The 24,186-nt window shown below is 64.4% G+C and carries 19 protein-coding genes and 2 tRNA genes; 13 read left to right on the forward strand and 8 right to left on the reverse strand.

Going from position 1 to position 24,186, the window contains the following annotated elements; genetic code table 11:
* Positions 1-81: 81 nt before the first annotated feature.
* Both serB and mfd read right to left on the reverse strand, forming a co-directional pair.
* A complete protein-coding gene (gene serB, locus ACSQ27_RS04200) occupies positions 82-792 on the reverse strand; it encodes a phosphoserine phosphatase SerB (RefSeq protein WP_436154215.1) in 711 nt (236 codons plus the stop codon).
* Positions 789-4,286, reverse strand: coding sequence for a transcription-repair coupling factor (mfd, locus tag ACSQ27_RS04205; protein ID WP_436154216.1), 3,498 nt, complete (start codon positions 4,284-4,286; stop codon positions 789-791). Before mfd ends, serB begins: the two co-directional genes overlap by 4 nt.
* Positions 4,287-4,422: 136 nt before the next feature.
* Here mfd and ispD point away from each other — a divergent pair, with 136 nt between their 5' ends.
* Complete coding sequence (gene ispD / locus ACSQ27_RS04210) at positions 4,423-5,154, forward strand: 2-C-methyl-D-erythritol 4-phosphate cytidylyltransferase (RefSeq protein WP_436154217.1); 732 nt, start codon at positions 4,423-4,425, stop codon at positions 5,152-5,154.
* A 35-nt stretch (positions 5,155-5,189) separates the two neighbouring features.
* Positions 5,190-5,672 carry a 2-C-methyl-D-erythritol 2,4-cyclodiphosphate synthase gene (gene ispF / locus ACSQ27_RS04215; protein ID WP_436154218.1) on the forward strand — a complete coding sequence of 161 codons (483 nt, stop codon included), beginning with the start codon at positions 5,190-5,192 and terminating at the stop codon, positions 5,670-5,672.
* Between the two features lie 4 nt (positions 5,673-5,676).
* Here ispF and ACSQ27_RS04220 read toward each other — a convergent pair whose 3' ends face one another.
* Both ACSQ27_RS04220 and ompR read right to left on the reverse strand, forming a co-directional pair.
* Positions 5,677-7,053 (reverse strand): ATP-binding protein, encoded by a 1,377-nt coding sequence (locus ACSQ27_RS04220; protein WP_436154219.1) that lies wholly within the window; start codon positions 7,051-7,053, stop codon positions 5,677-5,679.
* A gap of 253 nt (positions 7,054-7,306) precedes the next feature.
* Positions 7,307-8,044 (reverse strand): osmolarity response regulator transcription factor OmpR, encoded by a 738-nt coding sequence (gene ompR / locus ACSQ27_RS04225; RefSeq protein WP_007866319.1) that lies wholly within the window; start codon positions 8,042-8,044, stop codon positions 7,307-7,309.
* Positions 8,045-8,468: 424 nt separating this feature from the next.
* Between ompR and ACSQ27_RS04230 the strand changes: the two genes are divergently transcribed.
* Entirely contained in the window at positions 8,469-9,185 is a 717-nt protein-coding gene (locus ACSQ27_RS04230) for an SIMPL domain-containing protein (protein ID WP_436154220.1), read from the forward strand.
* 195 nt (positions 9,186-9,380) lie between these two features.
* Here ACSQ27_RS04230 and ACSQ27_RS04235 read toward each other — a convergent pair whose 3' ends face one another.
* On the reverse strand, positions 9,381-9,842 hold the full coding sequence (locus ACSQ27_RS04235; protein ID WP_436154221.1) for a multidrug/biocide efflux PACE transporter: 462 nt from the start codon (positions 9,840-9,842) through the stop codon (positions 9,381-9,383).
* Positions 9,843-9,984: 142 nt separating this feature from the next.
* On the opposite strand from ACSQ27_RS04235, the gene ACSQ27_RS04240 reads away from it, so the two are divergent.
* A complete protein-coding gene (locus ACSQ27_RS04240; protein ID WP_436154222.1) occupies positions 9,985-10,890 on the forward strand; it encodes a LysR family transcriptional regulator in 906 nt (301 codons plus the stop codon).
* Between the two features lie 69 nt (positions 10,891-10,959).
* On the opposite strand, the gene ACSQ27_RS04245 is transcribed toward ACSQ27_RS04240, so the two are convergent.
* Entirely contained in the window at positions 10,960-11,580 is a 621-nt protein-coding gene (locus tag ACSQ27_RS04245) for an outer membrane beta-barrel protein (protein WP_436154223.1), read from the reverse strand.
* Positions 11,581-11,802: 222 nt separating this feature from the next.
* Between ACSQ27_RS04245 and ACSQ27_RS04250 the strand changes: the two genes are divergently transcribed.
* From ACSQ27_RS04250 to ACSQ27_RS04260, 3 genes are read left to right on the forward strand one after another with little or no spacing between them, the layout of a single operon-like run.
* Positions 11,803-12,648, forward strand: a complete 846-nt coding sequence (locus tag ACSQ27_RS04250) for an N-formylglutamate amidohydrolase (RefSeq protein ID WP_436154224.1) — start codon at positions 11,803-11,805, stop codon at positions 12,646-12,648.
* A 43-nt stretch (positions 12,649-12,691) separates the two neighbouring features.
* Positions 12,692-13,732 carry a histone deacetylase family protein gene (locus tag ACSQ27_RS04255; RefSeq protein WP_436154225.1) on the forward strand — a complete coding sequence of 347 codons (1,041 nt, stop codon included), beginning with the start codon at positions 12,692-12,694 and terminating at the stop codon, positions 13,730-13,732.
* Complete coding sequence (locus ACSQ27_RS04260; protein WP_436154226.1) at positions 13,732-14,826, forward strand: NAD(P)/FAD-dependent oxidoreductase; 1,095 nt, start codon at positions 13,732-13,734, stop codon at positions 14,824-14,826. The genes ACSQ27_RS04255 and ACSQ27_RS04260 overlap by 1 nt, the downstream gene beginning before the upstream one ends.
* Positions 14,827-14,833: 7 nt before the next feature.
* On the opposite strand, the gene ACSQ27_RS04265 is transcribed toward ACSQ27_RS04260, so the two are convergent.
* On the reverse strand, positions 14,834-15,616 hold the full coding sequence (locus tag ACSQ27_RS04265) for a 3-hydroxybutyrate dehydrogenase (RefSeq protein WP_436154227.1): 783 nt from the start codon (positions 15,614-15,616) through the stop codon (positions 14,834-14,836).
* A gap of 118 nt (positions 15,617-15,734) precedes the next feature.
* Between ACSQ27_RS04265 and ACSQ27_RS04270 the strand changes: the two genes are divergently transcribed.
* The 5 genes from ACSQ27_RS04270 to rimO all read left to right on the forward strand — a co-directional run bounded on the left by ACSQ27_RS04270 (position 15,735) and on the right by rimO (position 21,464).
* Entirely contained in the window at positions 15,735-16,655 is a 921-nt protein-coding gene (locus tag ACSQ27_RS04270; protein WP_436154228.1) for an alpha/beta fold hydrolase, read from the forward strand.
* A 28-nt stretch (positions 16,656-16,683) separates the two neighbouring features.
* Positions 16,684-18,945, forward strand: a complete 2,262-nt coding sequence (locus tag ACSQ27_RS04275; RefSeq protein WP_436154229.1) for a RelA/SpoT family protein — start codon at positions 16,684-16,686, stop codon at positions 18,943-18,945.
* 91 nt (positions 18,946-19,036) lie between these two features.
* Positions 19,037-19,113 (forward strand) — tRNA-Val (locus ACSQ27_RS04280).
* A gap of 153 nt (positions 19,114-19,266) precedes the next feature.
* The gene (gene phaR, locus ACSQ27_RS04285) at positions 19,267-19,881 is read left to right on the forward strand and encodes a polyhydroxyalkanoate synthesis repressor PhaR (RefSeq protein WP_436154230.1); all 615 of its coding nucleotides are present in this window, start codon (positions 19,267-19,269) and stop codon (positions 19,879-19,881) included.
* A 173-nt stretch (positions 19,882-20,054) separates the two neighbouring features.
* On the forward strand, positions 20,055-21,464 hold the full coding sequence (gene rimO, locus ACSQ27_RS04290; protein ID WP_436154231.1) for a 30S ribosomal protein S12 methylthiotransferase RimO: 1,410 nt from the start codon (positions 20,055-20,057) through the stop codon (positions 21,462-21,464).
* Between the two features lie 132 nt (positions 21,465-21,596).
* Here rimO and ACSQ27_RS04295 read toward each other — a convergent pair.
* Positions 21,597-21,681: transfer RNA gene (locus tag ACSQ27_RS04295), tRNA-Leu, on the reverse strand.
* A gap of 116 nt (positions 21,682-21,797) precedes the next feature.
* Between ACSQ27_RS04295 and rnr the strand changes: the two genes are divergently transcribed.
* On the forward strand, positions 21,798-24,170 hold the full coding sequence (rnr, locus tag ACSQ27_RS04300; protein ID WP_436155397.1) for a ribonuclease R: 2,373 nt from the start codon (positions 21,798-21,800) through the stop codon (positions 24,168-24,170).
* Positions 24,171-24,186 lie beyond the last annotated feature (16 nt).

Here is a 24,186-nt window from a genome sequence, read left to right on the forward strand (position 1 = left end):
TATAAGGTGTTATGGCTGCGGGATCGTTGACTTATTGGGGACGGATTGATGCGCCGGCCGCGATGTGGCCGTGTAGGCGCCTCAGCTGAAAAGCTCCAGCAAACGGTCCAGGCCGCCTTCATTGATGGCTACCATGGCCTGCTCGCGCACGCGCGGTTTGGCGTGGTAGGCCACCGAGAGGCCGGCCACGCCCATCATGGGCAGGTCGTTGGCGCCGTCGCCCATGGCAATCGCCTGCAGCGGGTTGATGCCCAGCTTGCCGCAGGTCTCGAGCAGCATTTTTCGTTTCTCCTCGCCGTCGCAGATGTCGCCCCAGGGCTGGTCCACCATGCGGCCGGTTAGAAAACCGTCCTCAACCTCGAGTACGTTGGAGCGCGTGTAGTCGATGCCGAGTTCGTCGCGGACACGGTCGGTGAAGAAGGTGAAGCCTCCGCTGACCAGCAGCACCTTCATGCCGGCCTCCTTGCAGGCGTGTACCAGTTCGGCGGCGCCGGGGTTGAGCTTGAGGCGCTCGTGATAGACCTGGTCCATGCTGGCCACGCTGACGCCTTTGAGCAGGGCCACGCGCTGGCGCAGGCTTTCCTTGTAGTCGGCGATCTCGCCACGCATGGCCGCCTCGGTGATGGCTGCCACCTCGGCCTTGCGGCCGGCGGCATCGGCAATTTCGTCGACGCATTCGATGTTGATGAGGGTGGAGTCCATGTCGAAGGCGATCAGCTTGAAGCCGCTGAGCTTCAGGTCGGGGGTGGAGACGTTGACGACGAGGCCGGGAGAGATTTCTGCGGGGGTCATGCGGGAGTGGCTTCCGTGGTGGGTGTGGTGGGTTGTCCGAGTGAGCGCAGGACGTCGCGCACCATCTGCGCGCGGTCCTTGGGGTTGTCGAGCTCGCGCTCTATGCGCAGCTTGTCGTTGCCGGCCAGCCGGATGTGCCGGTTTTTCTGGATCAGCTGCATGATGGCCATCGAGTCGATGGGCGGGTCCTTCTTGAAGGTGATGCTGATGGCGCCGGGCGCGGCATCGACCTTGACCACGCCATAAGGCCTGGCGATCACGCGCAGGCGGTGCACGTCGATCAGCGTCTGCGCCTGCGGCGGCAGCTTGCCGAAGCGGTCGACGATTTCCTCAAGCAGCGCGTCGATCTGGTCGGTGTTCTTGGCGGTGGCCAGTTTTTTATAGAAGCTAAGGCGCAGGTGCACGTCGCCGCAATAGTCGTTGGGCAGCAGGGCAGGGGCGTGCAGGTTGATCTCGGTGGTCACGCTGAGCGGCGAGAGCAGGTCGGGCTCGCGCCCGGCCTTGAGCGAGGCCACGGCTTCGCCGAGCATCTCGTTGTAGAGCTGGAAGCCGACCTCCAGCATGTTGCCGCTCTGGTTTTCGCCCAGCACTTCGCCGGTGCCGCGGATTTCGAGGTCGTGCATGGCCAGGTAAAAGCCCGAGCCGAGTTCCTCCATCTGCTGGATAGCCTCGAGCCGCTGGCCGGCCTGCTTGGTCAGGCCCTCGATGTCGGGCACCATCAGGTAGGCATAGGCCTGGTGGTGGCTGCGGCCCACGCGGCCGCGCAGCTGGTGCAGCTGCGCCAAGCCGAACTTGTCGGCGCGGCTCATCACGATGGTGTTGGCGGTCGGCACGTCGATGCCGGTCTCGATGATGGTGGAGCACAGCAGCAGGTTGTAGCGCTGGGCGATGAAGTCCTTCATCACGCGCTCCAGCTCGCGTTCGGGCATCTGGCCGTGGGCCACGGCGATGCGCGCTTCGGGCAAGATCTCTTCGAGTTTCTCGCGCCGGTTCTGGATGGTCTCGACCTCGTTGTGCAGGAAGTAGACCTGGCCGCCGCGCTTCAATTCGCGCAGCACGGCCTCGCGGATCACGCCGTTGTTCTCGCTGCGCACAAAGGTCTTGATGGCCAGGCGGCGCTGCGGCGCGGTGGCGATCACGCTGAGGTCGCGCAGGCCTTCGAGCGCCATGCCCAGCGTGCGCGGAATCGGCGTGGCCGTCAGCGTCAGCACGTCGACCTCGGCGCGCATGGCTTTCATGGCCTCTTTGTGGCGCACACCGAAGCGGTGCTCCTCGTCGATGATGAGCAAGCCCAGGCGCTCGAACTTCACGTCCTGGCTCAGCAGCTTGTGCGTGCCGACCACGATGTCGACCGTGCCGTCGGCCAGGCCCTTGATGGCGGCTGTGATTTCCTTGCCGGAGCGGAAACGGCTCATCTCGGCGATCTTGACCGGCCACTTGGCGAAGCGGTCCACCAGCGTCTGGTAGTGCTGCTCGGCCAGCAGCGTGGTCGGCGCCAGCAGGGCCACCTGCTTGCCGCCGGTGACGGCGATGAAAGCGGCGCGCAGCGCGACCTCGGTCTTGCCGAAACCCACGTCGCCACAGACCAGCCTGTCCATGGGGCGCGGGCTGATCATGTCCTGGATCACGGCGTGGATGGCGGCGCGCTGGTCGGCGGTTTCTTCAAAACCGAAGTCGTTGGCAAAGGTCTCGTAGTCGCCGGGCGAGTAGCGGAAGGCATGGCCTTCGCGCGCGGCGCGGCGGGCGTAGATGTTGAGCAGCTCGGCGGCCGAGTCGCGGATCTGCTCGGCGGCCTTGCGCTTGGCCTTTTCCCACTGGCCGCTGCCCAGCTTGTGCAGCGGCGCTTCCTCGGCGCTGACGCCGGTGTAGCGGCTGATCAGGTGCAGCTGGCTGACGGGCACGTAGAGCGTGGCCTTGTCGGCGTACTCCAGGTGCAGGAACTCTTGCAGCAGCGGTGTGCCGTCGGCATTCACGCCCTGGCCCAGGTCCATGTTGATCAGGCCGCGGTAGCGGCCTATGCCGTGGGCGCTGTGCACCACCGGGTCGCCCACGTTGAGCTCCGAGAGATCCTTTATCAGCGCCTCGACGTCGCTGACCTGCTCCTGCTTTTTGTTGCGGCGGCGCACCGTGACACCGGCCGCGAACAGCTCGGTCTCGGTGATGAAGTCGATGCCTTCCTCGAGCCAGCTGAAGCCGGTGTTGAGCGCCGCGGTGGCAATGCCGAGTTTTTCGTCGCTGGCCTGGAAGTCTTCGAGGGAGTCGAAGGCGGGCGGGCTGACGCTGCTGGCGCGCAGGAAGTCCAGCAGGCTTTCGCGCCGGCCCTCGCTTTCGGCCAGCACCAGCACGCGGTGCGCCGTGTTGCGCACATGGCCCTTGAATTTGGCCAGCGGGTCTTCGGCGCCGCGCACCACGGCCATTTCGCCGAGCTTCTGGAACTGGGCGTTGTCGGCCACGTCTTCCACCGTGGCGCGAATGGCCAGCTGGGCGTAGTCGTTGGCACGCGCATAGAACTGCTCGGTGCCCAGGAACAGCGATTCGGGCGGCAGCGCCGGCCGGTCGGGCGCGTCGCGCACCAGCCGGTAGCGGTCTTTGGTGTCCTGCCAGAAACGCTGGAAGGCCGGCTCCAGGTCTCCATGCAGCACCACCGTGGCATCGTTGCCGAGGTAGTCGAACACCGTGGCGGTTTCTTCGAAGAACAGCGGCAGGTAGTACTCGATGCCGGCGGTGGCCACGCCGTTGCCCATGTCCTTGTAGATGCGGCTCTTGGTCGGGTCGCCGTCCAGCAGTTCGCGCCAGCGGCTGCGGAATTTGGCGCGCGCATCGTCGTCCATGGGGAATTCGCGGCCGGGCAGCAGACGCACTTCGGGCACAGGGTATAGGCTGCGCTGGCTGTCGGGGTCGAAGGTGCGGATGCTGTCGATCTCGTTGTCGAACAGGTCGACGCGGTAGGGCACGGCCGAACCCATGGGGAACAAATCGATCAGCCCGCCGCGCACTGCGTATTCGCCGGGGCTGACGACCTGGGTGACGTGGCTGTAGCCGGCCAGCGTGAGCTGGGCCCTCAGGCGCGTTTCGTCGAGCTTTTGCTTGACCTTGAAGTGGAAGGTGTAGCCGGCCAGGAAGCTGGGCGGCGCCAGCCGGTACAGCGCCGTGGTGGCGGGCACGATGACCACGTCGGCGCCGGTTTCCTTGTCGCGTTGCTGGATGCGCCACAACGTGGCCAGGCGCTCGCTGATCAGGTCCTGGTGCGGCGAGAAGGTGTCATAAGGCAGGGTTTCCCAGTCGGGGAACAGGGCGCAGCGCAGTTCCGGCGCGAAGAAGGCGATTTCGTCCATCAGGCGCTGGGCCGTGGTGGCGTCCGAGGTGATGATGGCGGTGAGCTTGCCGGCGGCTTTTTCGCGTGTGCCCAGGCGTGCCAGCAGCAGGGCATCGGCGGAACCGGCGGGCTGGGGCAGGGTATAGCGTTTGCCGGAGGCGAGTGGAGGTAGGTGCATTGAGCGGTGCGCGGCTGGCCAGGTGTTCAACAAGTCAATCGGAAAATCATTCGGCAAAAGGCAGGCACCCCAAACCATCCGGAGTGGGGTGCCTGCATGCGTTCAATCCGGTGATTTTAGAATCTATGATGAAGTTATGACGACAAGCCGCGCCAATACCCGTTCCGAGTCCCGTTTTTTTGCCCTGATCCCCTGTGCCGGGCAGGGAAGCCGCGCCGGCACGGTCCAGGCCAAGCAGTACCAGGTGATCGCCGGGCTGCCCATGGTGAAGCACACCGTGGAGGCCTTCCGGGCGCTTTCGGGCACTTTTGCCGCGCTCTGGGTGGTGATTTCGCCGTCCGACCAGGAGTTTTCGAGCGTCTTCCCTGATTACAAGCAGCCCAACGAGCACCTGCTGCCGGGCGGGGGGGCGACACGGGCGGCGACGGTGCTCAACGGCCTCAAGGCCATGGTGGCGCAGCCCGGCGGTGCCACGCTGGACGACTGGGTGCTGGTGCATGACGCCGCGCGCTGCCTGGTGATGCCCGAACAGATCGAAGCCCTGATTGCCGCCTGCCGCAACGATGCCGTGGGCGGCCTGCTGGCGCAAAAGCTGCCTGACACGCTCAAAAGTGAGCACGGCGGCCGCGTGGCCAGCACCATAGACCGCAGCGAAAAATGGCTGGCGCAGACGCCGCAGATGTTCCGCATCGGCATGCTGATCGACGCGCTGGAGAAAACCGGCGACCGCGTCACCGACGAATCCAGCGCCATGGAGGCGGTGGGCCTGGCGCCCCGGCTGGTGAGCAGCAGCGCGGAGAACTTCAAGGTCACCTACCCGGAGGATTTCGCGCTGGCGGAAGCGATTTTCGGGCGGCGCGGCAAGTAGGCGCCGAATCCCATCACAAACCGACAAAGGCATCCATGAGCAGCGTCAACTTTCGAATCGGCGAGGGCTGGGACACGCACGCGCTGGTGCCCGGGCGCAAACTGATCATCGGCGGGGTCGACATCCCCCACACCGTGGGCCTGCTCGGGCATTCGGACGCCGACGTGCTGCTGCATGCCATCACCGACGCCTTGCTGGGCGCTGCGGCCCTGGGCGACATCGGTTCGCACTTTCCCGACACCGATGCGCGCTTCAAGGGCGCCGACTCGTCGGTGCTGCTGGCGGAAGTGGGGCGCCTGCTGAAGGAGCGCGGCCACAGCATCGCCAACATCGACAGCACCGTGATTGCCCAGGCACCCAAGCTGGCCCCTTACATCGCGGCCATGCGGGCGAACATCGCCAAAACCCTGGAGCTGGACGTGGGGCAAGTCAACGTCAAGGCCAAAACGGCCGAGAAGCTGGGCCCGGTCGGGCAAGGGCTGAGTATGGAAGCCCGCGCCGTGGTGCTGCTGTACTAGAAATCTAGCTTCGGCGCAGCTTGATGTGCGCGGCCAGTCCGCCCGAGCCGGTGTTGGCCAGGCCGAACACGCCGCCCATGCGGTGAATGGTTTTCTCGACAATCGCCAGGCCCAGGCCCGCGCCGGTGGCTGCCGTGCGCGCCGCGTCGCCGCGAAAGAACGGCCGCGTGAGCTTGGACAGGGTTTCGGGCGCCACGCCCATGCCATGGTCGCGCACCTTGATCAGCACCCACTGGTCGCGGCTCTTGGCGGCGATGTCCACCAGCGCGATGCCGGTTTCGGGCGTCTTGCCGTAGCGCCTGGCGTTTTCCAGCAGGTTGGAGATCACGCGGGACAACTCGACCTCGTCGGCCAGCACCGCCATGTCGTCGGGGATGGCGACGGTCACGCGCATGTCTTCGTAGTCGGCCACGGCATAGACCGCGGCATCGACCACCGCGTTGAGCGACACCCGCTCCAGGCGCGGCGGTTCGGGCCGGGCGTAGTCGAGGAATTTGTCGATGATGGCGTCGAGCTGGGTGATGTCGGCCGCCATGTGTTCGCGCGCGTCGGCGTCGGTGACGCTCATCTCGGTTTCCAGGCGCAGGCGCGCCAGCGGCGTGCGCAGGTCGTGCGAAATGCCGGCCAGCATGATGACCCGGTCCTGTTCGATCTTGGAGAGCTGCTCGGCCATTCGGTTAAAGCCGATGTTGACCTCGCGGATCTCGCTGGTGGCGACTTTCTCGTCGAGCAGGCTGGCGTCGAAGTCGCCGTCGCGCATGCGGCTGGCCGCGAAGGACAGCTGCTTGAGCGGCCGGTTGATCAATCGGGCGATAAAGGCCGCGCCCGCCAGCGACAGCGCTGCAGCGGTGATCAGCCAGATGACCCAGGTGCTGTTGCGGGACGGGCCAATCTTGGATGGATCGGTGAGCAGCCAATAGGAGTCGCCGTCGATGGCAAAGCCCACCCACAGGCCCTTCTGGCCGTTGACGCTGCTGGCCACGACGGTGCCGTTGCCCAGCCGCGCCTTGAGTTCCTCGGCGGTGCGCTCGCCCAGTTCGTCGCTCTCGAACAGGTCGAACTTGTCCTTGGGCTCGCGTGGTGTGATGCGCACGCGTTCCTCGTCGGCCAGGGTCTTGATCAGGGAGACGCGGGCGATGGCGTCGGAATAGCGCAGCGCGGCCCGGCTCAGGTTGACCAGCGAGGCCAGTTGCTGCGCGCTCTGGATGGCGCGCGGCTCCGATTCGAGTGCCCTGAAGGTCTGCAGCCAGGCCACGATGGAGCCGAACAGCAGCAGAGCCAGAAAGAAAAACGTCCGCCAGAACAGGCTGAAGCCGCGCCGCGGGCGCATCTCCAGCGGTGCCGGGGCGGTTTCAAGGGGGACCGGGTTGGTGGCGTCCATAAAAAAGTGGGTACGTGCCGCGAATGCGGACTATCAATCGATCATGGACGTTAGCACGATAAGTCTGCGCGGCAGCAGGCAAGCTGTTGCCGCCTGTTGCCGCCTGTTGCGGGCACGCGTCGTGTCCAAGCGGCCCCCCACTGGCTCTGGAATTCTTCAAGCCAGCATGAGCCGCGGAACTGGCTTTGCCAGGCCGCAGGCGGGCGGCCCCCCCGGGGGGCAGGAAGCTACACGAAGTGAGCGACCGTGGGGGCTAGTTAGTGCCATCCGGCACGAACACGTAGCCGATGCCCCAGACCGTCTGGATGTAGCGGGGCACCGCCGCATCCACTTCGATCAGCTTGCGCAGGCGGGAAACCTGCACGTCCAGGCTGCGGTCGAAGGGCTCGAACTCGCGGCCGCGGGCCAGTTGCGCCAGCTTTTCGCGGGACAGCGGCTGGCGCGGGTGGCGCACCAGGGTTTTCAGCATGGCGAATTCGCCGGTGGTCAGCGGCAGTTCTTCGCCGTTCTTGTGCAGGGTGCGCAGGCCCATGTCGAAGGAGAAGGGGCCGAAGGTGATGACTTCCTGGTCGCTGGATGGGGCACCGGGCACTTCGGCGGTCGGCCGGCGGCGCAGCACCGCGTGGATGCGGGCCAGCAGTTCACGGGGGTTGAAGGGCTTGGCGAGGTAGTCGTCGGCGCCGACCTCCAGGCCGACGATGCGATCCACGTCCTCGCCTTTGGCGGTCAGCATGATGATGGGGGTGCGGTCGTTGGCGGCGCGCAGCCGGCGGCAGATGGACAGGCCGTCTTCGCCGGGCATCATCAGGTCCAGGACGATCAGGTCGACGGCATCACGCAGCATGATGCGGTTCAGGGCCTTGCTGTCTTCGGCCAGGATCACTTCGAAGCCCTCCTGGGCCAGGTAGCGGCGCAACAGGTCGCGAATGCGGGCATCGTCGTCAAGGATCAGGATTTTGTCGGCACGGGCGTTGGGTTGGGCTTGGGTCATAGTCGTCTGGTAATTTGTAACAGAGCCATTTTGAAGGCTGAAAACACGCGATGTCTCGTTTTTCAGTCACTTTGACACACTGTTACATAAGTTGCGGCTGCATGCACGCGCAGGATTTGATTATGGAAATCCTCCTACACCTGCCGGGGAAAGAGCATGTGAAAATCGCGGCCCACGCATTGTGCGAAACGCCGGCGTCCCTTTAAAAGGGTCACTTGCCACGCCGGAAAAATCCGGCCGACTGAACGGCTGCCGGCAGGCACATGGCAGGCACGACTTGCCAAATCCCCAAATTCCTGGCCTCTCCCTGGCCTCTATTTCCGGCCTCTCCAACCCCTTTTTGTTTTCTTCTTCGTTTCATGTCTTTCCCCGGCTGCACAACTGTGGCCAAAAGCAAGATCAACCACCTGAAAGGTAAATTCCAATGCGAACTTCCAAATCGATTGCCGTCTGTATCCTGTTGGCGGGCGCTGCCTTCGCCTCCGGCGTGATGGCCCAGACCATGCACCCCGAAACCCTGCAGAACGTGGCCCAGCTCTCGGCCACGGGCTCTGTGGAAGTGCAGCAGGACCTGCTGTCGATTTCCCTGAGCACCACGCGCGACGGCACCGATGCCGGCGTTGTGCAGACCCAGCTCAAGCAGGCGCTGGACACCGCGCTGGCGCAGGCCAAGCAGGCGGCCGCGCCGGGCCAGATGGATGTGCGCACCGGCAACTTCAGCCTCTACCCGCGCTACGGCAAGGACGGCAAGATCAACGGCTGGCAGGGCTCCACCGAACTGGTACTGGAAGGCAGGGACTTTCCGCGCATCACCGGCACGGCGGGCAAGATCCAGACCCTCACCATGAGCAATGTGAGTTTTGCCCTGAGCCGCGAACAGCGCGCCAGGGTGGAGGGCGAGGCCCAGGCGCAGGCCATCGAGCGCTTCAAGGCCAAGGCCGGCGAAGTGGCGCGCAGCTTCGGCTTTTCGAGCTACAGCCTGCGCGAAGTCTCCATCAACGCCAACGACCAGGGCAGCCCGCCGCGCCCGCGCATGATGGCAATGTCGGCCAAAGCCGAAATGGCCGATGCCAGCGTCCCGGTGGAAGCCGGTAAAAGCACGGTGCTGGTCAACGTGTCGGGCTCCGTGCAGATGAAATGATGAAGCGGGGCGGCTAGGAGCCTGGGCGGCAGGAGGCGCATCGGCTGCAAAGCCAGCGCAGCGTCCATTTTTCACCGGCTTTTTGCCCCATAGCTACGGCTATGGGTCTGCAAACCCGGCAAAAACTGTCCTCGCTGGGCTCGCTTTTCGCTTTGATGCCTTCTGCCGCCCAGGCTCCTAGCCGCCCGGGATCGTTCAGGCCACCGAGGCGCAGGCCTTCTGCTTCTGGCGGCGCTTGCGGGCGACGACTTTGGCGCGCAGGTGGTCGTAAGCCCAGTTGAAGCAGAAGGTATAGGGCAGGAAAAACAGCACGATGGCGATGTCCAGCACAAAAGCCTCCCAAAGGCCGATGTCCAGCCACCATGCGGCCAGCGGAACCACCGCGATGATCAGGCCGATTTCAAACAGTACCGCGTGCACGGCGCGCGCGCCCAGCGTGCGCTGAAAGCCCATGCGTTGCTGCGCCTGGTCGAAGAGGGCGTTGAACACCATGTTCCAGCTCATGGCCATGAGCGAGACCATCAAGGTCAGCAGGCCCATGTGCGCCAGCGAATAACCGAGCAGCCAGGCGCCCAGCGGCGCACAGATGGCGATGGCCAGGACTTCAAACCCCAGGGCGTGGAAAAAACGTTCCTTGACTGATTTCTGCGGATTCACGGTGCACTTCACTTTCTGCTTGATGTCGGGCTCCAGCCCGGTTCGGTACTGACGGCGCTGGATGGCTATGGCTGTATTTTTATCGTTATTTTGGATGGATTAAAATCAATAATCATCTATTAAACAGATAGAAAGCCGCGCCATGCGCCATTCCCCGGAAGCCCTGACCGCCTTTGCCGAAGCCGCCACCCTGGGCTCTTTTTCGGCTGCGGCGCGCAAGCTGGGCAAAAGCCAGTCGACCGTGAGCACCGCGATTGCCAACCTGGAGATCGACCTGGGCATCACCCTGTTTGACCGCGGCACCCGCAAGCCGGCACTGACGGAGCATGGCCGGGTGATGCTGGGCAGGGTGCAGGAGATCCTGGCCGCGAGCGACCGGCTGGACCGCGCCGCCAGCCAGCTGGGCGGCGGCATGGAGCCCAAGCTCAGCGTGGTCTGGTCGGACACCTACCAGTCGGACCGCTTTGAGGAAATGCTGCTGGCTTTTGAGCAGCGCTTTCCCGACCTTGAATTCGAATGCCTGATTGCCGAACACGGCGACCTGGTCTCGCTGGTGCAGACCGGGCGGGCGCACATTGGCGTGGTGGCCGCGCAAAGCGCTTACCCACCGGATATCGGCGCGGCCACGATTGCCGAGCAGTCGGAAATCACCTTGTTCGTCGCCACCGCCCATCCGCTGGCCAGCCTCAAGGACCTGACACCCGACCTGCTGGCCAATTACCGCGAACTGCGGCTGGATACTTATATGGAGCAGGGCGGCCAGGGCCTGCCCCAGTCGCGCCGCGCCTGGTCGGCGCCCAGCTACCTCATGCTGATGGAAATGGCGGTGCTGGGTTTTGGCTGGGCGGCGATTCCGCGCTGGATGGTCACACGCTTTGCCACCGGCAAGCTGGCGGAACTTGACGCGCGCGGCTGGCCGCGGCGGGTGCCGGTCGATGCCGTGTGGTCGCGCCAGCGCCCTCTGGGGCGCGCCGGTACCTGGCTGCTGCAGGAAATGCTGGCGCCGGCCGGATCGGCGAATTCAGGCGGGATCCCGCCTGAGATGTGAAAAAGCCCGCGGCCTGTCAAGGCGCGCGGGCTGGTGGCGGCGGGCGCGGCAGGCGCGCCCGCAGGCCGATCAGAAGCGGTAGCGCAGGCCCAGGCTGGTGGTGCTGATGCGCTCGTTGCCGGTGCCGACGAACTTCATGTCATGCTCGTCCCACGCCAGCACGGCCGACAGGGCTGGGGTGAAAGCCCATTCGGCGCCTATGCCGTAAGACAAGCCCCAACCGCTCTCGGAGCCGGAAGGAAGGCCGGACAGCGGCGAGGCCGACACGCGGGTGTGTCCATAGGTCGTGCCGACCTTGCCCAGCAGGTTGAAAGCGTTGCTCAGCGGCAGGCGGCCGACCAGGCTCAGGTTGATGCCCTGTGCCTCCGTCTGTCCGCCGGCGCGGTTAGCCTTGCCGAAATCGGTATAGCCGAGTTCCAGGCCGAAGTTGTTGTTGAAATAACTACCGCCGTAGAGGTTGTACGAGGTGTCCTTGTTGTCCGAAGGGAAGCCACCGGCGCCGCTGGGCAGCGAGAAGTCCGATTGGCCGACGTTCAGGCCGAAATAGCGCGAACCCGGTGCATAAAAGGAATAGTTGCTGCTCGACATACCGGTGCTGGACGTCGAGCTCTGGGCTTGCGCGCCCGTGGCGGCTGCCAGTGCTGCCACGGCCAGTACGGTGGCTGAAAAGGTTTGGGTCAATGATGGCATGGTGTTTCCTTCAAGAGATGAATGGACGGCGTCACGCTTGTGGCGAAACAGCCGCGTGTTGTTGCTTTCCGTCGTGAAATTTAAGGGCCGGGGGGATTCGTTTTTGTGGGTGCAACCGTTAAATCCCTGTAGGACAAACGGAAGTTTGCGCACGGCGCGAGGGTGATGGCGTACCGCCTTGCGAAGCGCTTGCGCCGATTTTTGCGGTGCTAAAGTCAAGGCATGCAGCTCATTACCCACCTGCCCGGAAGCACGCCGCTGGTCCTGGATTCTCCCCACAGCGGAACGGTGTACCCGGCGGATTTCAGGCATGCCTGCACGCTTGCCGTGCTTCGCAGCGCCGAAGACACCCACGTTGAAAAGCTCTACGACTTTGCCCCCAGCCTGGGCGTGCACTGGATTGAAGCGCACTTTCCACGCAGCTACCTGGACGCCAACCGCAACACCACCGAAATGGACGTGAGCTTGCTGGACGGGCCCTGGCCCGGGCCAGTGGAGACCGATCCCAAAATATTGTCCAAGGTACGCCTGGGCAAAGGCCTGATCTGGCGCACCACGGACGAAGGCGTGCCGCTGTACGACCGCAAGCTGGGCGTGGCGGAAATCCAGGCGCGCATTGAGCAGTGCTGGAAGCCTTACCACGCGGCCGTTGCGCGGGCGATTGACGCGGCCCACGGGCAGCACGGCTACAGCATCCACATCAATTGCCATTCCATGCCCGCGGTGGCCTCGAGCAGCGCCACGGACTTTCCGGGTGAAGCGCACGCCGACTTCGTGGTGGGCGACCGTGAAGGCACGACGGCCGGCAAGGCCTTGTCCAGGCTGGTGTGCGAACACCTGAAGGCGCGCGGCTACAGCGTGGCCTACAACCATCCCTACAAAGGCGTGGAACTGGTCCGGCGCTACAGCCGGCCCGCCGAACACCGGCACAGCATCCAGCTGGAGATCAACCGCAAGCTTTACATGGACGAAAACACCTTCGCGTTGGCGCCGGGCGCCGAATCGCTCAAGGCCAGCTTGCGCTCGCTGGTGGAGTTGCTGCTCAAGACCGACCCGCGCAAGCTCTGAAACCCGTCGGCGTCGCCGGCATTTCTTGAACAACCCATTCGCCATGCTCACCTTTTTCAGCGACAGCCACCACGCCCATGCCCCGCAGTACGAATTTTTCCGCGGCGAACGTGTGCCTTGTTTTGAAACGCCGGCGCGTGCCGAATACGTCAGAGCCCGGCTGAGCGAGCGCGGCCATGTCCTGCGCACGCCGCATGCCGACAGCCGCGGGGTGCTGGCCAAGGTGCACACCGCCCGCTACCTGGCGTTTCTGGAGCATGCCTGGCGCGACTGGGTGGCATTGGAGGACGGCAACGATGGCCGCCAGCCTTTCCCCTCGGTATGGCCGGTGCGCACCCTGCGCAGCGACGTGGAGCCCATCAATTTCACCGCGCGGCTGGGCTTGTATTCGATGGACAACGGCTCGCCGCTGTCTGCCGGCACCTGGCAGGCTGCCAAGGCCGGCGCGGACGCCGCCGCCAGCGCCGCGGCCTTGCTGGGCAGCGGCAGTGAGCGGGCCGTCTTTTGCTGCAGCCGCCCGCCCGGCCACCATGCCGGGCCCGATTTCATGGGCGGGTATTGTTTCCTGAACAACGCCGCGGTCGCGGCCCAGGCCTTGCGCGACGGCGGCGCGGCGCGCGTGGCGGTGCTCGATGTCGACTACCACCACGGCAATGGCACACAAAGCATTTTTTACGGCCGCGCCGACGTGCTCTTCGTGAGCCTGCACGGCGACCCCATGACCGAGTACCCGTTCTACCTGGGCCATGCCGACGAGACCGGTGCGGGCGAGGGCGCGGGTTTCAACCTGAACCTGCCGCTGCCGGCGGGCTGCACGGTGCCGCGCTGGTTCGAGGCGCTGGAAGCGGCCTGCCTGCGCATTGGTACTTTCAGCGCCGACGCGCTGGTGGTGTCGCTGGGGCTGGACACCTTTGCCGAAGACCCGATTTCCAAGTTCGCGCTGCAGCCGGCCGACTTCATCCGCCTTGGTGAGCGCCTGGGCAAGCTGGGCCTGCCGACAGTGTTTGTGCTGGAGGGCGGCTATGCGGCCGCCGCGCTGGGCACCAATGCCGTTAACGTCATTGAAGGTTTTGAAGGCCGCTGATGGACAAAGTCGCTTGTGTGGTGATAGGCGCTGGCGTGGTGGGCCTGGCTGTGGCACGCGCGCTGGCGCTGCGGGGCAGGGAGGTGATGGTGCTGGAGGCCGCCGATGCGATAGGCACGGGCACCAGTTCGCGCAACAGTGAAGTCATCCACGCCGGCATCTACTACCCGCAAGGCTCGCTCAAGGCGCAGCTGTGCGTGGAAGGCAAGGGCTTGTTGTATGCCTATTGCGCCGAGCGCGGCATAGGCCACAGGCGCTGCGGCAAGCTGATCGTGGCAACCAGCGAGGCCCAGGTCGCTCAGTTGCAGGGCATACGCGACAAGGCAGCCGCCAACGGCGTGAACGACCTGGTACTGCTGACGCGCGAGCAAGCCCTTGGGCTGGAGCCGCAACTCGAATGTGTGGCCGCGCTGCATTCACCCAGCACCGGCATTGTCGACAGCCACGGCCTGATGCTGGCACTGCAGGGTGACCTGGAGAACGCGGGTGGGCTGGTCGCGCTGAGTTCGCCGCTGGCGCGGGCCGAGTGCCGGCCGGAGGCGATTTACCTGGTAGCGGAGGACGGCACTGAACTCGAAGCCACCACCGTCGTCAACGCCGCGGGCTTGCAGGCCCAGCAACTGGCCGCGCGCTTTGCGGGCCTGCCCGCGCAGCATGTGCCGCCCAGCCATTACGCCAAGGGCAACTACTTCACGCTGCCGGGGCGCTCACCGTTCAGCCGCCTGATCTACCCGGTGCCCGAAGCCGCGGGCCTGGGCGTGCACCTCACCGTGGACATGGGCGGCCAGGCCAAGTTCGGCCCCGACGTGCAATGGGTGGATTCGCCCGAAGACCTGGTGGTGGACCCGGCGCGCGGCGAGGCCTTTTATGCCGAGGTTCGCAAATACTGGCCCGCGCTGGCCGACGGCGCGCTGACGCCGGGCTACGCCGGCATACGTCCCAAGATCCAGGCGCCCCATGAAGCCGCGAGGGATTTCATGATCCAGGGACCGCGCGATCACGGCGTGGCGGGCCTGGTCAATCTTTTCGGCATTGAATCGCCGGGGCTGACGAGTTCGCTGGCGATAGGCGGCTACGTGAGCCGGATGCTGTAAGAGCCGGTTATTGCGCGGCCCAGCCGCCGTCCATGTTCCAGGCCACGCCGCGCACATTGTTGCCGGCCGGCGAGCAGAAAAACACCGCCAGCGCACCCAGCTCTTCGGGCGTGGTGAATTGCATCGAAGGTTCTTTTTCGCCCAGCAGCTGTTTGGTGGCGGCCTCGTTGCTGATGTTGCCGGCGGCGGCTTTGGCGTCCACCTGTTTTTGCACCAGCGGCGTGAGCACCCAGCCGGGGCAGATCGCGTTGCAGGTGACGCCGGTGGTGGCGTTCTCGAGCGCGGTGACCTTGGTCAGGCCGACGATGCCGTGCTTGGCGGCGACATAAGCGGATTTTTCGGCCGAGCCGACCAGGCCGTGCACCGAGGCCACGTTGATGATGCGGCCCCAGCCCTTGCCGCCGTTGGCCGCCAGCATGGCGGGCAGGGCCAGGCGCGTGGCGTGGAAGGCACTGCTGAGGTTGATGGCGATCACGGCATCCCATCGTTCGACCGGGAAGTTCTCGACGCGGGCCACGTGCTGGATGCCGGCGTTGTTGACCAGGATGTCGACCTGGCCGAACTGCGCGGCGGCGTAACGCATCATGTCCTCGATGTCGGCGACCTTGCTCATGTCGGCGCCGTGGTAGGCCACACGCGCGCCCAGCGCTTCCACCTCGGCCTTGGGTCCGTCCACGTCGCCGAAGCCGTTGATGACGATGTTGGCGCCCTGCGCCGCCAGCGCCTTGGCGATGCCCAGGCCTATCCCGCTGGTCGAGCCGGTGACGAGGGCTGTTTTACCTTTGAGCATAGTGTTTCTCCGGATGATTTACGATGGTTGAACTGGGAGACCGGACCTCGCGTTGTGCACGCCGCGCCGGGTTGATTTCTCAAGCAATTATCAAGCCTTTGAATTGAACTGCCACGCCATGACCCAACCTACGCTGAACTACGTAAATTGCCCCGATGCTTCGGGCGGCCATCGTATGGCTTACTGGCAGTGGGGCCGGGCCGACAGCCCGAACGTGGTGGTTTGCGTACACGGCCTGTCGCGTCAGGGGCGGGACTTTGACGTGCTGGCGCGGGCGCTGGTTGAGCAAAGCGCGGGCCGCCCGGGCGGCTTGCGTGTGGTCTGCGTTGATGTGGTGGGCCGGGGCGAAAGCGATTGGCTCAAGGACCCCATGGGCTATCAGTTGCGAACCTATGCGGGCGACGTGCTGGCGCTGCTGGGTCAGCTGCACGCCCAGGCGCCTGTTAGCTCACTGGACTGGGTGGGCACCAGCATGGGTGGGCTGATCGGCGTCGCGGTGTGTGGAACGTCTGACTTGCCCTTGCCGGCGCCGGTGCGCCGGCTGGTATTGAATGATGTCGGCCCGGCCATCCAGTGGCAGGCGATTGTGCGGATTGGGATGTATCTGGGGCAGGCGGGCCATTTTGGGTCAGTGCAGGAGGCGGCCGATGCGATGTGGGCGATTTCCCAAAGCTTCGGCCCGCACACGCCCGAGCAGTGGCTGGCGCTGTCGCGTCCCATGCTCAGGCGTGTCTCGGAGGCGGCCGATGCCAAGTGGCGCCTGCATTACGACCCGGCCATCGCCGTGCCTTTCAAGCTGGAGACCGAGGAATCCGCGCGCCAGGGTGAAATCATGCTCTGGCAGCTCTACGACAATATCAAGGCAGAAACCCTGGTGATACGGGGCCAGCAGTCCGACCTGCTGAGTCTCCAGACGGCCCAGGCCATGACACAGCGCGGACCGCGCGCTCGCCTGGTCGAGTTTTCGGGGGTGGGACATGCGCCCACACTGGTCGCAGCAGACCAGGTCGCCGCCGTGACGGGATTTCTGCTGGGCTGAGGCCCGCTAACTATTTGACTGAAGTTTCATGAAAAGCAATGTGGTCGGGCCCGGTGGCCCGACAGCCTCCCAGGGGGCGAACGCCTCCATCGTGACCGCCACGGCCGACAGCCTTCCGGACCAGCCGCATGCGCTGGCCCGGGCCCGCGCGTTCGCCGAGCCCTTGATCGCCACGGAAACGCACGACACGGGCGAGAACATCCTCGCGCATGCCGATGCGGTCGCGTCCATCCTGAAAACCATAGGCGGCTCGGAAGCCATGCAGGCGGCCACTTACCTGGTCTATGCCTGCCAGCACCTGACCAAGCCGCAAGAAGTGATCACCAAGGCTTTCGGCGCCAACTACGCCGCGCTGGCCATGGAGACCACCAAGCTGGTGCAGGTGCAGCGCCAGGCGCGCAGTGCCAATGCGAAGGCACAGTTGCTGGACGACCCGGCCGCGCAGACGGAAAACGTGCGCAAGATGCTGCTGGCGTTTTCGCGCGACCTGCGTGTGGTGATGCTGCGGCTGGCATCGCGCCTGCAGACCCTGCGCCACTATGCCGCGACGCGGCAGGCCGCGCCGCTGTCTTTGGCTTATGAGTCGCTGCACGTCTTCGCACCGCTGGCCAACCGCCTGGGCATCTGGCAGATCAAATGGGAAATGGAAGACCTGGCCTTCCGCTTCCTGGAGCCCGAAACCTACAAGCAAACGGCGCGCCTGCTCGATGAAAAGCGTGTGGAGCGCGAAGGGTTCATGGAAGCCCTGCGTGCGCAGCTGGAGCGCGAGTTGAACCAGAACGGCATCGCCGCGCTGGTGCAGGGCCGGCCCAAGCACATCTACAGCATCGTCAAGAAGATGCGCGGCAAGTCGCTGGACTTCGAACAGGTCTTCGACATCCGCGCGCTGCGCGTGATCGCCGCCGACGTGAAGGGCTGCTATGCGGCACTCGGCTTTGTGCATTCGCGCTTCACGCCGGTGGACGGCGAGTTCGACGATTACATCGCCAAGCCCAAGACCAACGGTTACCAGTCGCTGCACACCGTGGTGCGCGACGACGCGGGCAGGGCGGTGGAGATCCAGGTGCGCACCCAGGCCATGCACGACCACGCCGAACACGGCGTGGCCGCGCACTGGGCCTACAAGGAGGCCGGCACCAAAGGCTATGGCGGTGTGTCGGCCAGCAGCGAATACGACGCCAAGATCGCCGTGCTGCGGCAACTGCTGGCCTGGGAACGCGATCTTTCGGGCCCCGCCGCCCAGCGCGCGCGGGATGACAAACAAGGACTGTTTGAAGATCGTATTTACGTGTTGACGCCTGACGCCGCCATTGTGGAGTTGCCGCAGGGCGCGACCACGGTGGACTTCGCCTACAGCGTGCACACCAGCCTGGGCCACCGCTGCCGCGGCGCGCGCATCGACGGCGTCATGGTGCCGCTCAACACACCGCTGCAAAACGGCCAGACCGTGGAGGTCATCACCGTCAAGGAGGGCGGGCCTTCGCGCGACTGGCTCAATCCTGAACTGGGCTTTCTGTGCAGCCACCGGGCAAAGTCCAAGGTGCGTGCCTGGTTCAACGCGCTGGCGATGGAGCAGACCGTGGCTCGCGGCCGCGAGGCCGTGGAAAAACTGCTGCAGCGCGAAGGCAAGACCGCGATGAAACTGGACGACCTGGCGGCGCAGCTTGGGTTCAAGGCGGCCGATGATTTGTTTGAGGTGGTCGGCAAGGACGAGTTGTCCCTGCGCACCATAGAAAACATGCTGAGGCCGCCCGAGCCGGTGTTGAGCCAGGACGATTACGTGCTGGCAAAAAAGGCGCGCGCGCCCAACCCGAATGCAAAGAAGGCTGGGGGCGGTGTGCTGGTTGTCGGCATGGGATCCTTGCTGACGCAACTGGCCAAGTGCTGCAAGCCCGCGCCGCCCGATGAGATTCTCGGCTTTGTCACCAAGGGCAAGGGCGTCAGCATCCATCGCAGCGACTGCAGCAACTTCCGCAACATGGCGGCCGGCAGCCCGGACCGTGTGATCGAGGTGCAATGGAATTCGCCCAAGACGCCCGACGGCGCGGTCTACCCGGTGGATGTCGCTGTCGAGGCCGCCGACCGGCAGGGCCTGCTGCGCGATATTTCCGAAGTCTTCGCCAAGGAAAAAATGAACGTGATCGGCGTGCAGACGCAGTCGGTGAAAGACAACCGCGGCGGCACCGCCTGGATGACCTTCACCGTCGAAGTCGCGCAATCAGGCCGCCTCAACCAGGTGCTGGGCATCGTGGCCGAAGTGCCGGGCGTGCGCTCCGCGCGGCGCCGTTAGGGTGCCCGCCGGATTCTTTTTTCGGCATTTTTTGAGGCTGGGCCAAGATAGCCGTTTTGCTTTGCTACAATACGAGCTTCGAACAGTCCTTAGGCGCGTAGCTCAGCTGGTTAGAGCACCACCTTGACATGGTGGGGGTCGTTGGTTCGAGTCCAATCGCGCCTACCAATTCCCTCAGAACGGTTCCTGTCCAGGCTTTCGCATCCACGGTGGTGCGAGCCTATCACACAGGGTAAACCAAGGGGATTGAGTACATCAGAATTCCTAGAATGTATGGAGCTCCGGCATCTCAATGCCGGCCGTCATTCAGAGGAGAAATCAGTGCCAAAAAGCAAATCCACCAGCCCGGCATCCGGCCTTCCGCCTTCACAGGGTGAGGACGCTGCCGACGGCAATCCCGGCGCCAAAAGCGGCCGGGCTGCCGGCAAGGCTGCGGCGTCCCGTGTGATCAAGAAGTACCCGAACCGCCGGCTCTACGACACCGAAACGTCGACCTACATCACACTCACCGAGGTTCGTCAGCTGGTGATGGACAGTGCTGATTTTGTGGTGCGTGATGCCAAGACCAACGAAGACCTGACGCGCAGCATTTTGCTGCAGATCATTCTTGAGGAAGAGACCGGCGGCGCGCCCATGTTCACCGAAGCGGTGCTGGCCAACATCATCCGTTTTTACGGCAACGCGATGCAGGGCTTCATGGGCGCCTATCTGGAGAAAAATGTCCAGAGCTTCATGGATCTGCAGGTCAAGATGGCTGAGCAGTCCAAAGGGCTGAGCCCTGAAATGTGGGCGCAGTTCATGAACGCCCAGTCGCCCATGATGCAAGGCATGATGGGTAATTATGTGGAGCAATCCAAAACCGTTTTCACGCAGATGCAAGAGCAGATGCAAAAGCAGAGCGAGCAGATGTTGCAGGCCTTCGGCCTCAAAAAATAGGGAATCGCCATAAATCCAATTTCCGGGCGCATGGCGGCGTTGCGCGGTGCTCGGAATCCTCATGCACCGCAAGTGCATTCCGGTTCCTGCGCTCCGGGGGCCTTGCCTTGCATCCCGGCCATTGAATTTCTGGCGATCCCCATCAATCTTGCCGCCCTGAGACAATAGACCCCATGAGCGAAGTTATTTCCCCACCCGCACCCGCCACTCCCAAAGCCGCCCCTCGCGTCGGTTTTGTCAGCCTGGGCTGCCCCAAAGCCCTGACCGACTCCGAATTGATCCTCACGCAATTGAGCGCCGAGGGTTACCAGACCTCCAAGACCTTTGAAGGCGCGGACCTGGTGATCGTCAATACCTGCGGCTTCATCGACGATGCGGTCAAGGAAAGCCTGGACACCATCGGCGAGGCCCTGGCTGAGAACGGCCGGGTCATCGTCACCGGTTGCCTGGGCGCCAAGGCCGGCGACGACGGCGGCAACCTGGTGCGCCAGATGCACCCCAGCGTGCTGGCTGTGACCGGCCCGCATGCCACGCAGGAAGTCATGGACGCAGTCCACCTGAACCTGCCCAAGCCGCACGATCCCTTTGTGGACCTGGTGCCCAACGCCTTCGGCATTGCCGGCATCAAGCTCACGCCCCGGCACTACGCTTACCTGAAGATCAGCGAAGGCTGCAACCACCGCTGCACCTTCTGCATCATCCCTTCGATGCGCGGCGACCTGGTGTCGCGGCCCATAGGCGACGTGCTCAATGAGGCACGTGCACTGTTTGAGGGCGGCGTGAAGGAACTGCTGGTGATCAGCCAGGACACCTCGGCCTACGGCGTGGACGTCAAATACCGCACCGGCTTCTGGGACGGTAAACCTGTCAAGACGCGCATGCTGGAGCTGGTGCAGGCGCTGGGCGAAATCGCCGAGCCCTACGGCGCCTGGGTGCGCCTTCACTACGTGTACCCGTATCCCAGTGTGGATGAGGTGCTGCCCTTGATGGCCACCGGCAAGGTATTGCCTTACCTGGACGTTCCATTGCAGCACAGCCACCCGGATGTGCTCAAACGCATGAAACGGCCGGCCAGCGGCGAAAAGAACCTCGAACGCATTGCGCGCTGGCGCGAAATCTGCCCCGAAATCGTGATCCGCAGCACCTTTATCGCCGGTTTCCCGGGCGAGACTGAAGCGGAATTCGAGCACCTGCTGGACTTCATGCGCGAAGCCAAAATCGACCGCGCGGGTTGCTTTGCCTACAGCGCCGTGGAAGGCGCGACGGCCAACGACATTCCCGGCATGCTGCCGATGGAATTGCGTGAAGAGCGGCGCGCCCGTTTCATGGCGGTTGCCGAGGCGGTGTCCAGCCAGAAGCTTCAGCAGCGCATTGGCGCGACCATGCAGGTGCTGGTGGATTCGGCACCGGCAATGGGCCGAAAGGGCGGTATCGGGCGTTCCTATGCCGATGCACCCGAGATCGACGGCGTGGTCAAGCTGTTGCCGCCCGAGAAAATCAGCAAGACGCTGAAAGTCGGCGAATTCACCCGGGCCCGCATCGTCGGGACCCAGGGCCATGACCTGGTGGCCGTGCCCGTTTGATCAAGACCGCGGATGAAAAGCCGGACCTGAAGATGGGGTCCGGCCACAAAAAAAGCCACTGGGTCACAGTGGCTTTAATCTTGCTTTCTTCCAGAGCTCGTTTCAGAGTCTGGCAAAGCTGTTTGGTGTATCTGGTGCCCGGGAGAGAACTCGAATCTCCACATCTTGCGATACACGGACCTGAACCGTGCGCGTCTACCAATTCCGCCACCCGGGCACAGCTAGCAGTGTACCATTACTTGAACGCTTTCTGAGGCCCAGGCCCGCAAATTTTCCTGAAATATTTCGGCTGCATACTCAAAGCCAGCAGCCTCCAACAAAAAGAGACTTTTTATCAAAACAACTCATTCCCATGCGGGCGGATCGCCCGCCCATTCCTCCGGTCTGCTCGCTGAATTCGAGGGCACCGTTTCCGGCCACCGCGACGGCCATGGTTTCGTATTGCGCGACGACGGCGAGGCGGATATTTACCTGCCACCCAACGAAATGCGCGCGGTGCTGCACAAGGACCGCGTCAAGGCGCGCATCGTGCGGCATGACCGCAAAAACCGGCCCGAAGGCCGCGTGACCGAGATCATCGAGCGCTCCTCCAATCCCATCATCGGCCGCCTGCTGCAGGAAAGCGGTGTCTGGCTGGTCGCCCCCGAGGACAAGCGCTACGGCCAGGACGTGCTGATTCCCAAAGGCGCCACCGGCACGGCCAAAGTCGGCCAGGTGGTGGTGGTTCAGCTCACCGAGCCACCGGCGCTGTTCGGCCAGCCCGTGGGCCGCGTCAAGGAAGTGCTGGGCGAGATCGACGACCCCGGCATGGAAATCGAAATCGCGGTGCGCAAATACGGCGTGCCGCATGAATTCAGCGACGAGGCGCTGGCCCTGGCCCGTTCCCTGCCGGACGCCGTGCGGCCGGCCGACAAAAAACACCGTATCGATCTGAGCGACGTGCCCTTGGTCACCATCGACGGTGAGGACGCCCGCGACTTTGACGACGCCGTGTACTGCGAGCCGGCCAAGGTCGGACGCGGCAAGGGCTGGCGCCTGCTGGTGGCGATTGCCGACGTGAGCCACTATGTGGAAACCGGCAGTGCCATCGACATCGACGCCTACGACCGCGCGACCAGCGTGTATTTCCCGCGACGCGTGATTCCCATGCTGCCGGAAAAACTCTCCAACGGCCTGTGCTCGCTCAACCCCAACGTTGAGCGCCTGTGCATGGTCTGCGACATGCTGGTCAACGCCAAGGGCGAGGTCCATGCCTACCAGTTTTATCCTGCAGTGATGTTCAGCCAGGCGCGCTTTACCTATACCGAGGTCGCCGCCATCCTGGCCAACACGCGCGGCCCCGAAGCCGCACAGCGCAAGGCGCTGGTGCCGCACCTGCTCGACCTGCACGACGTTTACCAGGCCTTGCTCAAGGAGCGTGGCGTGCGCGGGGCGGTGGATTTTGAAACCACCGAAACGCAGATCGTCTGCGACGAAGCGGGACGTATCGAAAAAATCGTGCCCCGCACGCGCAACGTGGCCCACCGCCTGATCGAGGAGGCCATGCTGGCCGCCAACGTCTGCTCGGCCGACTTCATTTCCCAGAGCAAACATGTGGGCCTGTACCGTGTGCACGAAGGCCCGACGCCCGAGAAGAAGGAGATGCTGCGCAACTACCTGAAGGTGGCCGGCGTCGGCATGACGATCAGCGATGACCCGGAACCTGGTGAATTCCAGAGGATCGCCTTGGCCACCAAGGACAGGCCGGACGCGCAGCAAATCCACTCGATGCTGCTGCGCTCCATGCAGCAGGCCATCTACACGCCCATGAACAGCGGCCACTTCGGCCTGGCGTACGAGGCCTACACCCACTTCACCAGCCCGATCCGGCGCTACCCGGATCTGCTGGTGCACCGCGTCATCAAGGCGGTGCTCAACAAGGCCAAATACCAGTTGCCGACCCTGCCTACGCCGGGAGAGGCTGAGGCCAAGCTGTCCAAGCGGCTGGCTTCGCGCGTCAAGGAGCCGACCCAGAAACCGAAAAAAGCCAGTGCCGATGAACTCGCCTGGCAGGCCGCCGGCCTGCATTGCAGCGCTAACGAGCGGCGCGCCGACGAAGCCAGCCGCGACGTCGAGGCCTGGCTCAAGTGCAAATACATGCGCGAGCACCTCGGCGAGGAGTTCGGCGGCGTCGTCACGGCGGCTACCGGCTTCGGCATCTTCGTCACGCTGGACGCGATGTACGTCGAAGGCCTGGTGCACATCACCGAGCTGGGCGGCGAATACTTCCGCTTCGATGAAGCCCGCCAGGAACTGCGCGGCGAGCGCACCGGCATCCGCTACGCCATCGGCACGCGGGTAAGGGTGCAGGTCAGCCGGGTGGACCTGGACGGCCGCAAGATTGATTTCCGCCTGGTGAATGAAGGCCAGGACCTGGTCGGCCGCGCCATGAAGGACAAGACCGGCGGCCATGCGACGGAGTTGCCGGCCCAGGAACGCGGTGCCGCGCGCCATGCCGGCGAACCGCGGACCGGCAAGGCCGGCAAGAAGACGGCCGGCAAGCGCACGGAAACCCGCTCCGGCAGCCGCAGCAGCAGTTCAGGCCGCAGCGCCGGCAGCGCCAGCACGGAGCGCACGGCTAAATCGCCCATCCAGGCGCTGAAGGCGGCCGTCAAGAAGGCCGCCGGCAGCGCCGGTCGCAAACAGGGCAAGAAGCCGCGCCGCTAGGAAGCCAGGAAATAGC

The sequence above is a fragment of the Polaromonas sp. LjRoot131 genome (genome assembly GCF_964252805.1).
Classification (GTDB): domain Bacteria; phylum Pseudomonadota; class Gammaproteobacteria; order Burkholderiales; family Burkholderiaceae_C; genus Polaromonas.